This window comes from Helicobacter sp. MIT 00-7814 (genome assembly GCF_003364115.1).
Taxonomy (GTDB): Bacteria; Campylobacterota; Campylobacteria; order Campylobacterales; family Helicobacteraceae; genus Helicobacter_F.
Genome location: NZ_NXLL01000025.1, coordinates 1 through 13,750, shown reverse-complemented (window position 1 = coordinate 13,750; position 13,750 = coordinate 1). Strand labels below are relative to the sequence as shown.

Genomic DNA, 13,750 nt, shown 5'->3' with positions numbered 1-13,750 from the left:
GGCTAAAAATGAGGTTATTTTACTTCTACTTTTGCGCCTGCTTCTTCAAGTTTTTTCTTAAAGTTTTCAGCGTCTTCTTTATTTACGCCCTCTTTAAGCGTGCTTGGTGTATTTTCAGTCGCATCTTTTGCTTCTTTAAGCCCAAGCCCTGTAATTTCGCGCACAGCTTTAATTACATTGATTTTGTTCGCACCTGCATCTACAAGAATCACATTAAATTCTGTTTTCTCTTCTGCACCACCAGCTGCACCTGCTGCACCACCGCCAGCACCTGCTACAACAGTAGGCGCTGCACTTACGCCAAATTTTTCTTCAAATGCTTTTACAAGCTCTGAAAGTTCCAACACAGAAAGATTCCCGATATATTCCAACACTTCTTCTTTTGAAATTGCCATTGTAAGCTCCTTGTAATATATTTCACTTAGAATCTGCGTAGATTCTAAAATTTCTCATTAGGCTTAAGAAACTTCTTTAAAGAATCTAAAAAGCCAAACCTATGCTCCTAAATACCAAAAATATTCTTTATGCCTGCTCTTCTTTTTGCTTGCGCAAATTATCAAGCCCTGTGACAAAGTATCTAGCCGGCGCGCTCCAAACAGACAGCAACATACCGATGAGCTCTTCTCTGCTTGGGAGTTTTGATACAGAGACAATGTGATCTTTTTGCACGATATTGCCATCAAAATACCCAAATTTCAAAGAAAAGTTCTCTTCATTGCTTTCTGCGAATTTGCAAACCACTTTTGCTAAAGCAATTTGATCTTCGCCCCAAATAAAGATATTTGTGCCTTTGAGTTCAGCTTGCGGATACTTTGCGTTTTGCATTGCAATATTTGCCAAAGTGTTTTTGATCACTTGAACTTTGATATTACTTTTTCTTGCATTTGCGCGCAAAGATTCCAACTTCGCAACGCTTAAGCCTCTATAATCGCACACGATCATAGAAGAAGCGTTTTGAAACTCAGAAGTTAGGCATTCAATAGTCTGAATCTTTTCTTGCTTGGTCATTTTCTCTCCTTTCAGACCAAATCTCACATAGGGTAATTTTTAAGCCCTTGCGCCTAGCGCGACAAAAGCCCCGATGATCTTCGATCTAAGATAAATGCTAAGAAAAAATAGCTTATTTTGTATCCATAAGCTCTTGAGAATCTAACTTCACACCCGGACTCATTGTGAGTGATAGCGTCCCGCTTTTGATATATTTACCTTTTGCGGAATTTGGTTTCAAGCGGTTAATCGCGCGCACAAGCTCAAGCATATTTTCGCGGATTTTTTCACCTTGAAAGCTTACTTTTCCGATAGGTGCGTGAATAATGCCCTTTTTATCAACACGGAAATTTACCTGCCCGCTTTTAGCATTGCTCACAGCTTTGCTTACATCAGCAGTCACCGTGCCTGTTTTTGGGTTTGGCATAAGTCCTTTTGGTCCTAGGATTCTACCGACTTTACCAACAAGCGCCATCATATCTGGTGTAGCAATCACCATATCAAAGTTTGTGTTGCCATTTTTGATCTCTTCAGCCAAATCATCAGCTCCGACAATATCCGCGCCAGCTGCTTTTGCCTCATCAGCTTTCACACCTTTTGCAAAAACTGCTACGCGCACTTTTTTGCCTGTGCCATGGGGAAGCACCACTGCACCGCGTATCATTTGATCCGCATGGCGTGGATCTACGCCTAAGCGCAAAGCTACTTCCACGGTTTCATCAAACTTTGCAGAAGCGAGAGATTTCACCACTTCTACACCACTATTAATGTCATAAATCTTTGTGCTATCAACTTTATCCTGTAAATTCTTTAGTCGTTTTGTTAGTCTTTTTCCCATTATGCGCTCCGTTTCTTAGAATCTACTTGTTTTAATCTACAATTTCTACGCCCATGCTGCGAGCGCTTCCTGCGACAATCTTCTTAGCTGCTTCTATATCCACAGCATTGAGATCCTCCATCTTAGCTTCTGCAATTTCTTGCAATTGCTTTTGGCTCAATTTAGCAATCTTGTTTTTCAAAGGATTGTCCGAGCCTTTTTGTAGATTAGCAGCCTTTTTAATAAGGTCTGTTACAGGAGGCTTTTTTGTAATAAAAGTAAAGCTTTTGTCTTGATACACAGTGATGATAACAGGAATATTAAAATTCCCCATATCTTTTGTTTTCTCATTAAAAGCCTTACAAAATTCCATAATATTAATCCCTCTTTGCCCAAGAGCTGGACCTACGGGTGGCGAAGGATTTGCCTTTCCTGCAGGGATTTGTAATTTTAACTCACCAACAACTTTTTTACCCATAATGCACCTTCCTTAAATTATTTTTTCTACTTGCGAATAGAGTATTTCAACAATTGTATTTCTGCTGAAAATCGAGACATTGAGCTTTAGCTTACGATGTTCTATGTCGTATTCTTCAACCGTTCCTGTGAAGTTTGCGAATGGACCATCAATAATGCGCACAACCTCGCCATTTTCAAAAAATACCTTAGGTCTTGGTTCTGCTGGATTCTTAATTTTTTCAAGAATCTTTTCAATATCTGCCTCACCAAGCGGTGTAGGTTTTTTGCTCTCACCAATAAAGCGCCCAACTCGCGGCAAAGACTGAATCATATGCCAAAGTTTCGTGTCTAAATCTACCTTAATAAAGACATAACCCGGATACAAGCTTTTTTGTGTGACATTCTTTTTTTTGTCCTCAAAAATAGCTTCCGTAGGGACGACAATCTGCTCGCATCTGTCTTGAATCTTGTTTTCGATAATAAGATTCTCAATAGCCCTTTTGACTGATTGCTCACTGCCAGAATAAGTCTGTATAGCATACCATTCCAAAACTCTACCCCTTATATTTTTACTACCTATGACAAAATACGCGACACAGAAGCAGATAAAATAAGATCAACTAATGCTAGAAAAAGAGCAACAACCACAACAACGCTAACTACAGAAATAGAAGCACTGATAACCTGCTCCCTTGTAGGGTGTATAACCTTGCTTAATTCCTCTCTAGCACTTCTATAATAAGTTATTAACTTTTTCATTTTTGTCTCTTTTATTTTATTTCGCTTAAAGCACTGGCAGGCCAGGAGGGACTCGAACCCCCAACATTCGGTTTTGGAGACCGACGCTCTACCATTAGAGCTACTGACCTACAAAGCTAGGGGATTCCCTAGCTTTTAAGCTTTACTTCCTTATGGATTGTATGTTTATTCAATCTAGGAGAAAACTTCTTGAGCTCCAGTTTTTCCGTATTTGTTTTGGCATTCTTTGTTGTGGAGTAGTTAATATCTCCACATTCTGAACATTTAAGTCCTATTTTTACTACATTTCCCTTAGCCATGGGTTACCTACTCGATGATTTTTGTTACCACACCAGCACCAACTGTTCTACCACCTTCGCGGATAGCAAAGCGTGTGCCTTCTTCAAGCGCAATTGGGTTGATAAGTGTAACTGTGATTTTAATGTTATCGCCAGGCATAACCATTTCTACACCGTTTGGAAGCTCGATTGAACCTGTAACGTCCGTTGTGCGCACATAGAATTGTGGGCGATATCCATTAAAGAATGGTGTATGGCGTCCGCCTTCATCTTTTGAAAGCACATAGATTTCGCCTTCAAACTTTTTGTGTGGTGTGATTGAGCCGGGTTTGCAAAGCACCATACCGCGCTCTACTTCTTCTTTCTTTGTTCCGCGCAAAAGGATACCAACATTATCGCCAGCCTCACCTTTGTCAAGCTCTTTTCTAAACATTTCAACGCCTGTAACAGTTGTTTTTTGTGTGTCGCGGATTCCCACGATTTCTACTTCATCACCAACTTTTACTACACCGCGCTCAATTCTTCCTGTTACCACAGTTCCGCGTCCTGCGATTGAGAACACATCTTCAACTGGCATAAGGAAAGTTTTTTCAGTATCGCGTTGTGGTGTTGGAATGTATTTATCTACTTCTTCCATAAGTTTAAGAATCTTCTCGCCCCACTCGCCAACATTTCCAGCCTTAGCTTCTTCAAGTGCTTTTAGCGCAGAACCAGCTACGATTGGTGTAGTATCACCTGGGAATTCATATTGACTTAGCATATCGCGCACTTCCATTTCTACAAGCTCTAGCAACTCTGCATCATCAACCATATCTTGTTTATTCAAAAATACCACGATATAAGGCACACCTACTTGGCGTGAAAGCAAGATATGCTCACGAGTTTGTGGCATAGGACCATCAGCTGCAGAAACAACGAGAATCGCGCCGTCCATTTGAGCCGCACCTGTAATCATATTTTTTACATAGTCAGCGTGTCCGGGGCAATCCACATGTGCATAGTGGCGGTTTTCTGTCTCATACTCAATGTGAGAAGTTGCAATCGTAATACCTCTTTCTTTCTCTTCTGGTGCATTATCGATATTGTCGTAATCTTTAAGCTCTGCAAGACCTTTTGTAGCCAATACAGCAGAAATCGCAGCACTCAAAGTCGTTTTACCATGGTCGACATGCCCGATAGTTCCCACATTCACATGTGGCTTACTTCTGTTAAATTTCTCTTTTGCCATAATTTTCTCCTCTTGTTTGGTTTATTTGCACAAAATCTTAAAATTAAAGCCTAAGATTCTATGCCCTTAGAAAAACTGGAGCCCATAAGCGGGATTGAACCGCCGACCTCTTCCTTACCAAGGAAGTGCTCTGCCACTGAGCTATATGGGCTTGTATTGAAAATGGGTAGATTCTATGATTAAAGCCTTGTGACAATCCGCTAACGCACCCTCACTTCAGACTTTTCAAATTGAAGAATCAGCTCCCAGTTAATGGAGCGGGAAACGGGGCTCGAACCCGCGACCCTCAGCTTGGAAGGCTGATGCTCTAGCCAACTGAGCTATTCCCGCATCTTTATTTCTTATAAAAACAACAAAAACTATCTCGACTACCAAATCCTAAGCTTGAGAAACTCTCAACTATCCCTTTTTGGCTTATTTAGGGAATCTAGGTGGTGGTGAGTCGTGGATTCGAACCACGGAAGACAAAGTCAGCAGATTTACAGTCTGCCCTCGTTGGCCACTTGAGTAACTCACCAAAAATAGTTAAAAAACTGGTCAAACACTGAAAGCAGAAAACTGCTAGAGTTTGAAAAATGGAGCTGGTTAAGGGACTTGAACCCCCGACCCTCTGCTTACAAGGCAGATGCTCTACCAACTGAGCTAAACCAGCATATAAAAGAAAAAAGAGAAGCGCAATTATACGATACAAACCCTACTTTGTCAAGGAATTTTAGCTAATTTTATTTTTACCCAAAAGCTTCAGTGCCTCTTTGACGATTTGCGCTACCTGCATATTTTTCGTATCCATAGCTTTTAGCACACTTGCAATATCCGCGCTTTTAAAGCCTAGAGATTCTAAAGCGCTTACTGCCTCTTTCGTCTCATTGTGTGCTATATTTGGGGAATCTTTTTGCGCGATCAACCCATCAAAAAATCCTGCCAAATCAACCATAATTTTCCCCGCACCCTTCGCACCAATGCCCGGCACTCTCTGTAAAGCTACAATATCTTTATTTTGCAAAATCTCTGCAAACTCCTGCGGTGTGTAAGTGCTTAAAATCGCAAGCGCGACTTTTGGACCCACGCCATTAATTTTTATCAACCGCTCAAAGCTCAAGCGCTCGATTCTATCCGCAAAGCCAAAAAGCAAATGAGAATCCTCTCTAATAATCTGCGTGCAATACACAAGCACCATAGCTCCGCTATTTCGTTGCTCTGAAAGCTTCGCGCTAGTATTTATCGACACGCCAAGCCCATAAATCACACCACCGACATTAAGCTCCAAAAATGTCGCTTGCAAATCCTCTATAACACCCCTTAAACCAACTATCATGCATCATTCCTTAAGTTTTATAGCGTCTAAATTAAGAGATTTTCGCCACACAGCACCCACAAATCATTCTATTATTTTCAACCGATAGAATTCTGCGGATTCTCTAGCGCTGTTAGTGAATCTGAAATTTTACTTTTTTTATATCACCTGCGCAAAAATAAATCCCATAAAGGTTAGAGAGCAAGATTTGTTCCCATAAGGTTGCAACTTAAAAAGATATTCTAAATTATTCCAGCGTTTCAAGCAGTTTGAAAAATTCTTTTTGGGCGTCGTTTTTGGAAGTGCGCGTATCTATGTTTTTGATAATTTTGCCTTTATCCATAAGCATAATGCGCGAACAAAGCGCGTGTGCGAGCATAAAATCATGCGTGATAAATAAAAACGAGCAACCAAGCTCGTTATATAAATCCTTTAGCAAATCCACGACAATTTCTTTTAGCTCATAGCTTAGCGCGGAAGTAATCTCATCTAAAATAAGAAGTTTTGGCTTTATGAGCAAAATTTTTACCAGACAAACCCTTTGTGCTTCCCCACCTGACAACATCGCAGGGTATTTGTAGAGTGTTTGCAAATTTAGATGCAATTTTTCAAAAAGTGGCGCTATAAGCTCTAGCATTTTTTGCTTTTCTTTAATACCAAGCAGATTCTCAAGTGGCTCTTGCAATGATTGCAAAATATTTAAACGCGGATTAAGCGAGCTTAGAGAATCTTGAAAGGTGATTTGCACTTCCTTATAAAAAGCCCTCTGCTCTTTTAACGAAGTCAATGCAAGCGGTTTATCATCAATAAAAATGCAATTTTCCCCCGCCCTTTCTAGTCCAGCAATAAGCCTTGCTAGCGTGCTTTTCCCACAGCCACTTTTGCCAACTAAGCCAATAATTTCGCCCTGTCGTATTTCAAAGCTCACATTTTCTAGCACTTGCTTTTTATGCTTTGCAAAAAATGTGTGCTGCAAGTAAGAATGTGATAAATTTCTAACGCTTAAAATCACTTTATGCACCTTGTTTAAAGATTAAGGCTAGTTTATTAGCACTCAAAGGAAAGTCTGAATATTGCGTAACCTTGCCATTTTTAAGAATGTATATTTTATCAGCCAAATGCGCGGCGACTTCCAAATCATGCGTGATAAATAAAATCCCCAAATTGCGCTTTTTGCGCACTTTTTTGAGAATCTCTAGAATCTTATATTGCGTGAGTAAATCTAAATCTGTGGTGATTTCATCAGCTATCAAAAAAAGCGGATTTGCCGCTAGTGCGAGCACAATCATAACGCGCTGCAGCATTCCGCCACTTAGCTCAAATGGATAGAGATCCAAAACCTCTTTTTCAAGTCCCACTTCTTGCAAGGAAGATTCCATAAATGCCAAATCCGCGCGCATGCCGAGTGCTTGAAGCGTTTCAGCATAATGACTTTTTATGCTAAAAAGCGGATTAAAGCAAGTTTTAGGATTTTGCATAATGATAGAAAGGGATTTTTTAGCGAAATTTGTGCGTGCAGATTCTGTATTTTCTAGCACTTCATTTTTTAGCAACACTTCTCCGCGCATTTTTCTAAGATTATCAGGCACATAGCCACATATCCCTAGCGCAAGCAGGCTTTTCCCACTTCCGCTAGGACCTATTAAAACACTCACTTCACCAGAATCCACACTCAAACTCGCATTCTTAATAATCTCTTTATTTTGATACGACAGGCAAAAATCTTTTATCTCTAGCCTCATTTTAAATCCTCTAAATCACTATCCAAATAATCCCGTAAGCTATCACCTAAGATATTAAACAGCGCAATGCTTACAAACAGCGCAAGCCCGGGATAAAGCACAAGCTCAGGATTGCTCCAAATATAATCTTCACAATCACTTAGCATAACGCCCCATTCCGCAAGTGGCGGCTGCACACCAAGCCCCAAAAACGACAATCCCGCAATATGCAAAATAATATGCCCAATATCCATACTCGCCAGCACAAGGCATTGCGTTAAAATAGGGGCTAGCATATTGCGCTTAAAGCTTTGAAACGCACTTGAGCCATAGACTTTTGAAAGTAACACAAACTCTTTATTTTTCAACCCAAAAACAATGCTCCTTACAATCCTAGCATACCATGCCCAGTGCGTAAGCGCGATTGCGATGATGACATTACTTAAGCCACCGCCTAAGATTCCAACCAAAAAAAGTGATAAAACAATCGTAGGAAGGCTAAAAAACAAATCGCAGATTCTCATTATAATCCTATCCACCTTGCCACCGATAAACCCTGATATCGAACCTATGCTAATGCCAAAAAAGAGTATAAGGCATATAATAGCAAAGCTCGCTCCAAGCGAGATTCTCGCGCCATAAACCAACCGCGTAAAAATATCCCTTCCCAAATAATCCGTGCCTAAAAAATGCGCAAAACTTAGAGGCGCAAATTTTGAATCTAAGTCAATTTCATTTGGCGCATAAGGCAAAAATAATGGCGCAAAAAGCGCAAATAAGGCAAGAAACACAATCAAGCTTAGTGCTATTTTCCCAGCTAAGCTAAATTTTTTATGTGTGAGATTTTTTTGCATATTTTTCCTTATTCGCGCAGATTCTTGCGGATTCTAGGATCTAGCAGGGAATAAAGAACATCTATTGCCAAATTGCACAGCGCGAAAATGAGACACATAGCCACCACAAAGCATTGAATAATGGGATAATCGTGGTTTGCAATGCCTTGAATACTATAAAGCCCAATGCCCGGTATTGCAAAAATAGATTCTATAAGCAACGCCCCGCCAATAAGCTCACCTATATGCATTCCAAATGCCGTGACAATAGGCAAAGACGCGTTGTATAAAATATGTTTAAAAACAATTTTGCGCTTGCTTAAATGGCGCAATTTCGCATAAACAATGTGGCGCTCTTTTTTGACTTCTAGCATACTTGAGCGGATAAGTCTTGTGTTGATACACGCGGACATAAGCGCGATTGCGATGGAAGGCAAGATAAGCGATTGTATATTTTCAAGTCCGATTGCTGGAAGCCAGCCCAAATACACGCAAAAAATCAGAATCAAAACAAATGCGAACCAAAAATTTGGGATACACACGCCCAAAAAGCAAAAAAATCTTATAACAATATCAGGCGCTTTGTCTTTGTAAGTCGCGCTAAGTGCGCCAAGCGGGATTGAAAACAACACAATAAGCAAAAATCCGCCAAGTGTGAGATAAAGCGTATTTGGCAAAAAATACAAAAAATCAGCCCTTACTTCCCTGCCCGTCATATATGAAGTGCCAAAATCTAGCATAACAGCCTTTTTCAACCACAAAATATATTGCTCTAAAATCGGCTTATCAAGCCCAAAATCTTTTGTGATTTCTTCCACGAGCTCTGGCGTTTGTGGGAGATTTGCAGAAAGCAAATATTGCGTGACTGGATCGGTGCTATTAAGCCTTAATAAAACAAAAATAAGAAAAGACGCCACAAAAAGTAGCGGAATTAGCGAGAGGATTCTAAAAAATATATATTTTAGCATGGGCTTTTTACTTTTATAAACGCTTCACACGCGCAAACACGCATATTTAGGTATTTTTTGCGCACTCATTTATAAAACTCCCAAAAATTTATTTCCGCGGGATTTATGCCTGCTTTTATACCTTTGAGCTCTTTTATCGAAATGGCTTTATTTTTTTGATAAGTAAGTGGGATATAAATGTTTAAATCATACACTTCAGCAAGGAGCTTTGCCACTTTTTGCGCGAAAGTCGGAGCGCTAAGGCTTGTGTCCAAAACCACAGAATCTATTGCTTTATAGATTTGCTCTTTTTGGGAAAGATTTTCCAAAACTGCATAGCCCACATGCCCATAGTGCTTGAATGAATACAGCATCATCAATGGCTCATAAGGCGTCCCCCAAGTCCCCTCAAAGCACATATCAAATGCGCCTGTGGTGGTTTTGTTTTTATAAATTGTCGCTTCAGTTGGGGCAAGCTTTAGGAAGATTCCAATATTTTTTAGCTGCTCTTGCAAAATCTCGCTCATGGCTTTTTGCGAAGAATTATTACCAATATAAATAAGCTCTAATTGCAGTTTTTTAGAATCTTTATAAAAAAATCCATCTTTTTCTTTTGTGAAACCGCTAGATTCTAGCAATTTTATAGAATCTGCTATATCAAACTCGAGCGCTTGATAGGAAATATCTGCATAAGGTCTATTTGGCGCAAACAGCAAGGGCGCGACTTCTTGATACTCATCATACACCGCTTTTACAAGTGCTTGCTTATTGATAGCTTGAGCGATAGCTTGACGCAGATTCTTATCTTTCAAAAAAGTGTTATTTGGATTTAGCACAAGGCTTGTTGTGCTTGTAGGCTCGCTTAGATATGTGTTAAATTCCCCGCTCTGCGCTACTTTGCTAAATATCTCAATAGGTATCTCATCAAGCCCATAAATCATATCTACTTGCTTTGTTTTTAGCGCCATGAGCTTTGCGTTTGGCTCGATGATGATTTTTGTTTCTATAGTATCAAAGTAGATTCCATTATATTTGTCCTTGTTCCAATAATAGGGGTTTTTCTCAAAGCTATCACTCACGCCAAGCACGCTTTTTGTCAGCATATAAGGACCTGTGCCGATGGGCTTTGGGTTGAATTTAATCAAATCCAAATCCTCTGGAATCTCGCTAGGCGCGACAAAACGATAAGGGCGGATAAGACTTAGCTCTTCAAGCGTGGCGCTATATGGGGATTTTAGTATAATAGCAATGGTGAAATTATCCCTTATCTCTACACTTTTTAGCTTGCTTGAAAGCGCGCTCCAAGAATGCCTTTTAGCATTTTTTATGACAGAATCTAGATTTTTTTTCACCGCATATGCGTTAAATTCCTCGCCATTAGAAAATTTCACGCCCTCTCTTAGCTTAAAAACATAAGTTTTAGCGTCATTTTCCACTTTCCAAGAAACCGCAAGCGAAGGGATAATGCGTCCATCATAATCAGTTTTTACCAAACCTTCATAAATCATATTTTGCGCCCACATTTGATTGCGTGCATAGCCTTGCGGATTCATCACGCCTGCATTGCTTGAAGTGGCTATTTTTAGGGTATTTTGCGCCCATACAAAAGAAAATATAAAGGCAAAAAGAAGCACTGCGCGAAAATACATTATAAATCCTTGTGGCAAATTTAGGTTTTTAGGGCTTGTTAGCGTTTAGATTGTAACCAAAAAACACAATACAGCGTTAATGGCTCATTTTGACAATGCTTTTTGCGCGCAAAGAAGCAATATTAATAAACTTGCAGAATACTTAGGCTTGAGGGGACTTTGATTTTGGGACATTTTAAAGCTAAAGTCTGCAGAGATTCTTAAAAATTTTAAGAAAGCAGGGGAGATTTTAGAATCTATAAGGATTCTCTAAAGCTTTGTAAAAAGCAAAATTCAAGGATACAAATGCACACCACAACAACATACAAACTCGCACTCTCAACCTTGCTTACTGCAAGCTTTATCAATCTGCAAGCACAAGATTTGCAAACGCAAGATTCACAACCACAAGATTCACAGCGCAATGAATCCTCGCAAGATACAAAACTTCCAAACGAAGTCTATAGGCTACAAACCGCAAAAGTCAGCGCATCAAAAAGCGCGCTCACCCTCGAAGAAGCTCCGGGCAATGCGACAATCATCACTGATAAGCAAATACATTTGCGCCCAAACTCTAAAATAAGCGACACACTGCGAGGGATAGAAGGCATAAGGCAAAGCAAATCTCGCGGGCTAGATACTTTTGATTCTATCACAATACGAGGTATTCAAAATGGCGCGATGATTATGATTGATGGCGTGATTTTAAATGACTTAAACAATAACACAAAACTAATCACCGCGCTAAACCCTAGCGATTTGGCACAAGTGGAAGTCATACGAGGACCATTCTCAAACCTCTATGGCTCTGGCGCGCTCTCTGGGGCGATAAATTTTGTAACTTCAATGCCACAGGATTTTGAAATCAAAGCAAGCTTAGGCTATGGGAATCCATTCCTCAAAGACACCGCACAGCAAAACCTTGTCAGAGGCTTTTTCTCAATAGGCGATGCCTTGCTTGATAAAAAATTAAAACTAAAACTTAGCTACGCCTTTAGCGCATCGCAAGGCTATCCTGCTGATAGCGCCTTTGTGTATCCAAATGACAGCATACTTGCAAACACCACAGGCGCGCTAGATTCCCAAACAAAAGATGGCGTGCCTATCAAAATAGTCGGCGATATGGGAAAGCAAGCCTACCAAACCCACGACATAAAGCTAAAAGGACAATATGATTTTGAAAACGCAAAGCTTGAAGTGGGGGAATATTTCAATCTCTATGCATATGATCATACAAATCAAAAAAGCTACTTAAAAGATTCTCAAGGAAACCCCTTCTATGGGGATAATTCCAACACCTCGACAAATGCAAACAGACCTTTGCCGATTTATTTTGGTATCAATATTGGCAAGGAAAAATCCTACACAAACCTAGCCTACATAGGCTATCAGCACTATTTTAGCGCGATGGAGCTTCATATCAAGTATTCTAGAATCGACACATGGCGTTGGTTTAATAACCCCGATGGTGGCGCAAATGCACTTCACGCAAACACAACAATAAATGGCGGTGCCGGCTCGCAACAGCAGGATAAATTTACACAAAACAATCTTGATATTTTTGCGAGCGTTCCTTTTGAGTTTGCAAATACAAAATCACAAGAGATTCTCTTTGGCGCGCAAATACGACAACTTGGAATCTCTAGTAGCGCGCACATTATCACAAATTGGAAAGATTTTTCAAGCACACAAAGTGGCTTCAAATCTTCACAAGGTGGGAAATCTCTTGTCGCGGGTGCATTTTTGCAATGGCAATCACAATGGTTAGAGAGCCTCTATACAAGCATAGGCGGGCGTTATGACTATTGGCTAGGATATGATTATTACACTTCAAGCGCTGATATAGTCAAAAACAACGCAAAATCGCAATTCTCCCCCAAAGCCACTATAAACTACCTTCCAACCAGCACAACAACGCTCAAAGCTAGTGTCGGGCAGGCATTCCGCACGCCAACGATAAGCCAACTCTTTCAATCTCCGCGCACCTACACAGATGGCACAAAAATCGCTGGAAATCCAAACCTCGCGCCAGAAAATGCCACAAGCTTTGACATAGGATTAGAGCAAAAAATCCCCGCAACCTATCGAGGAATTTTCAAAATCTATTATTTCCACACAAATCTTAGCAATGTGATTTACACCCCAGCAAATGGCAGTATGCCACTAAATGGCGGACGCGCGCTCATCAATGGAATCGAAACTTCTTACAAACAAGAATTGCCCCTGCATTTTGGCGTGCTAGTAACCTACACCTACACGCATTCAAAAATGCTTAAAAATCCTAGCGACACAAGCATAGAAGGCAAAAGACTTGTCGGAATCCCCGAGCATTTGGCTTTTGGGCAGATTTATTATGATGATGGCAGATTCTTTGGAAGCTTTGGCGTGGAATATATGAGCAAGCCTTTTAGCAGGGCGGATAATGCAGATACGATTAGCAAAGTGTATGGCGCGACAGATTCTTATGTTTTGGCAGATGTGAGATTGGGCGCGCATTTTGCAAAGCATTATGAAGTGAGCTTAGATTTTTCAAATATCTTTAACCACAAATACTATTCCTACTACCTCGCTCCGGGCGCAAGTTTTTACCTCCAGCTTGCTGCAAAATTTTAAGTTAAGCAAAAAAGAGAGTTTAAGTTTTTAAAAAGTTTCAATCCCCAAACTCTCTTAAAACTCTCTTCCCCCTAAAACCTCTTCTTATTCACATCTTCTAATATCTCTTCTGCTATACCATTTACTCTTTGAGTAATTGTATTTGTAGCATTAGCTACTTCTACATTTTCTTGTGTAAGAGTTTCA

Annotated in this window: 16 protein-coding genes and 5 tRNA genes; 1 reads left to right on the top strand and 20 read right to left on the bottom strand. The window is 40.2% G+C overall.

Annotation, left to right across the window (positions count from 1 at the left end):
• Positions 1–14: 14 nt before the first annotated feature.
• The 19 genes from rplL to nikA form a co-directional block, all read right to left on the bottom strand.
• A complete protein-coding gene (rplL, locus tag CQA49_RS07855; protein ID WP_115575414.1) occupies positions 15–395 on the bottom strand; it encodes a 50S ribosomal protein L7/L12 in 381 nt (126 codons plus the stop codon).
• A gap of 127 nt (positions 396–522) precedes the next feature.
• Positions 523–1,008: a 50S ribosomal protein L10 gene (rplJ, locus tag CQA49_RS07850; protein WP_115575413.1), complete on the bottom strand. Its 486-nt coding sequence runs from the start codon at positions 1,006–1,008 to the stop codon at positions 523–525.
• A gap of 112 nt (positions 1,009–1,120) precedes the next feature.
• Positions 1,121–1,825, bottom strand: a complete 705-nt coding sequence (gene rplA / locus CQA49_RS07845; protein ID WP_066388114.1) for a 50S ribosomal protein L1 — start codon at positions 1,823–1,825, stop codon at positions 1,121–1,123.
• 31 nt (positions 1,826–1,856) lie between these two features.
• Positions 1,857–2,282, bottom strand: a complete 426-nt coding sequence (gene rplK / locus CQA49_RS07840; RefSeq protein ID WP_115575412.1) for a 50S ribosomal protein L11 — start codon at positions 2,280–2,282, stop codon at positions 1,857–1,859.
• 12 nt (positions 2,283–2,294) lie between these two features.
• The gene (gene nusG, locus CQA49_RS07835; protein WP_115575411.1) at positions 2,295–2,813 is read right to left on the bottom strand and encodes a transcription termination/antitermination protein NusG; all 519 of its coding nucleotides are present in this window, start codon (positions 2,811–2,813) and stop codon (positions 2,295–2,297) included.
• A 26-nt stretch (positions 2,814–2,839) separates the two neighbouring features.
• Positions 2,840–3,022 (bottom strand): preprotein translocase subunit SecE, encoded by a 183-nt coding sequence (secE, locus tag CQA49_RS07830; RefSeq protein WP_115575410.1) that lies wholly within the window; start codon positions 3,020–3,022, stop codon positions 2,840–2,842.
• Positions 3,023–3,056: 34 nt separating this feature from the next.
• A tRNA-Trp gene (locus CQA49_RS07825) sits at positions 3,057–3,132 on the bottom strand.
• Positions 3,133–3,150: 18 nt separating this feature from the next.
• Positions 3,151–3,321 (bottom strand): 50S ribosomal protein L33, encoded by a 171-nt coding sequence (rpmG, locus tag CQA49_RS07820; RefSeq protein WP_066388109.1) that lies wholly within the window; start codon positions 3,319–3,321, stop codon positions 3,151–3,153.
• A gap of 7 nt (positions 3,322–3,328) precedes the next feature.
• The gene (tuf, locus tag CQA49_RS07815) at positions 3,329–4,528 is read right to left on the bottom strand and encodes an elongation factor Tu (RefSeq protein WP_115575409.1); all 1,200 of its coding nucleotides are present in this window, start codon (positions 4,526–4,528) and stop codon (positions 3,329–3,331) included.
• Between the two features lie 76 nt (positions 4,529–4,604).
• Positions 4,605–4,679: transfer RNA gene (locus tag CQA49_RS07810), tRNA-Thr, on the bottom strand.
• A 102-nt stretch (positions 4,680–4,781) separates the two neighbouring features.
• Positions 4,782–4,858 (bottom strand) — tRNA-Gly (locus CQA49_RS07805).
• Between the two features lie 102 nt (positions 4,859–4,960).
• Positions 4,961–5,045, bottom strand: a tRNA-Tyr gene (locus CQA49_RS07800).
• Positions 5,046–5,104: 59 nt separating this feature from the next.
• A tRNA-Thr gene (locus CQA49_RS07795) sits at positions 5,105–5,180 on the bottom strand.
• A gap of 60 nt (positions 5,181–5,240) precedes the next feature.
• On the bottom strand, positions 5,241–5,843 hold the full coding sequence (gene ruvA, locus CQA49_RS07790) for a Holliday junction branch migration protein RuvA (RefSeq protein WP_115575408.1): 603 nt from the start codon (positions 5,841–5,843) through the stop codon (positions 5,241–5,243).
• A gap of 226 nt (positions 5,844–6,069) precedes the next feature.
• Positions 6,070–6,834, bottom strand: a complete 765-nt coding sequence (locus CQA49_RS07785; RefSeq protein WP_181882642.1) for an ATP-binding cassette domain-containing protein — start codon at positions 6,832–6,834, stop codon at positions 6,070–6,072.
• 1 nt (position 6,835) lies between these two features.
• On the bottom strand, positions 6,836–7,564 hold the full coding sequence (locus CQA49_RS07780; RefSeq protein ID WP_115575406.1) for a dipeptide/oligopeptide/nickel ABC transporter ATP-binding protein: 729 nt from the start codon (positions 7,562–7,564) through the stop codon (positions 6,836–6,838).
• A complete protein-coding gene (gene nikC / locus CQA49_RS07775; protein ID WP_115575405.1) occupies positions 7,561–8,397 on the bottom strand; it encodes a nickel ABC transporter permease subunit NikC in 837 nt (278 codons plus the stop codon). The genes CQA49_RS07780 and nikC overlap by 4 nt, the downstream gene beginning before the upstream one ends.
• An 8-nt stretch (positions 8,398–8,405) precedes the next feature.
• On the bottom strand, positions 8,406–9,344 hold the full coding sequence (locus CQA49_RS07770) for an ABC transporter permease subunit (RefSeq protein WP_115575404.1): 939 nt from the start codon (positions 9,342–9,344) through the stop codon (positions 8,406–8,408).
• A 65-nt stretch (positions 9,345–9,409) separates the two neighbouring features.
• Positions 9,410–10,972 (bottom strand): nickel ABC transporter substrate-binding protein, encoded by a 1,563-nt coding sequence (gene nikA, locus CQA49_RS07765; RefSeq protein WP_115575403.1) that lies wholly within the window; start codon positions 10,970–10,972, stop codon positions 9,410–9,412.
• Between the two features lie 285 nt (positions 10,973–11,257).
• Here nikA and CQA49_RS07760 point away from each other — a divergent pair, with 285 nt between their 5' ends.
• Complete coding sequence (locus tag CQA49_RS07760) at positions 11,258–13,564, top strand: TonB-dependent receptor (protein WP_115575402.1); 2,307 nt, start codon at positions 11,258–11,260, stop codon at positions 13,562–13,564.
• Between the two features lie 71 nt (positions 13,565–13,635).
• On the opposite strand, the gene CQA49_RS10315 is transcribed toward CQA49_RS07760, so the two are convergent.
• A partial coding sequence (locus CQA49_RS10315) for a hypothetical protein (RefSeq protein ID WP_408938908.1) occupies positions 13,636–13,750 on the bottom strand: 115 nt, incomplete at its 5' end.

What these genes read in the sequence shown, in the direction of transcription:
- rplK (WP_115575412.1), bottom strand. Translation starts at nt 2,282, where the DNA reads ATGGGTAAAAAAGTTGTTGGTGAGTTAAAATTACAAATCCCTGCAGGA.
- tuf (WP_115575409.1), bottom strand. Translation starts at nt 4,528, where the DNA reads ATGGCAAAAGAGAAATTTAACAGAAGTAAGCCACATGTGAATGTGGGA.
- rpmG (WP_066388109.1), bottom strand. Translation starts at nt 3,321, where the DNA reads ATGGCTAAGGGAAATGTAGTAAAAATAGGACTTAAATGTTCAGAATGT.
- CQA49_RS07780 (WP_115575406.1), bottom strand. Translation starts at nt 7,564, where the DNA reads ATGAGGCTAGAGATAAAAGATTTTTGCCTGTCGTATCAAAATAAAGAG.
- secE (WP_115575410.1), bottom strand. Translation starts at nt 3,022, where the DNA reads ATGAAAAAGTTAATAACTTATTATAGAAGTGCTAGAGAGGAATTAAGC.
- nikC (WP_115575405.1), bottom strand. Translation starts at nt 8,397, where the DNA reads ATGCAAAAAAATCTCACACATAAAAAATTTAGCTTAGCTGGGAAAATA.
- CQA49_RS07760 (WP_115575402.1), top strand. Translation starts at nt 11,258, where the DNA reads ATGCACACCACAACAACATACAAACTCGCACTCTCAACCTTGCTTACT.
- CQA49_RS07770 (WP_115575404.1), bottom strand. Translation starts at nt 9,344, where the DNA reads ATGCTAAAATATATATTTTTTAGAATCCTCTCGCTAATTCCGCTACTT.
- nikA (WP_115575403.1), bottom strand. Translation starts at nt 10,972, where the DNA reads ATGTATTTTCGCGCAGTGCTTCTTTTTGCCTTTATATTTTCTTTTGTA.
- rplL (WP_115575414.1), bottom strand. Translation starts at nt 395, where the DNA reads ATGGCAATTTCAAAAGAAGAAGTGTTGGAATATATCGGGAATCTTTCT.
- ruvA (WP_115575408.1), bottom strand. Translation starts at nt 5,843, where the DNA reads ATGATAGTTGGTTTAAGGGGTGTTATAGAGGATTTGCAAGCGACATTT.
- rplA (WP_066388114.1), bottom strand. Translation starts at nt 1,825, where the DNA reads ATGGGAAAAAGACTAACAAAACGACTAAAGAATTTACAGGATAAAGTT.
- rplJ (WP_115575413.1), bottom strand. Translation starts at nt 1,008, where the DNA reads ATGACCAAGCAAGAAAAGATTCAGACTATTGAATGCCTAACTTCTGAG.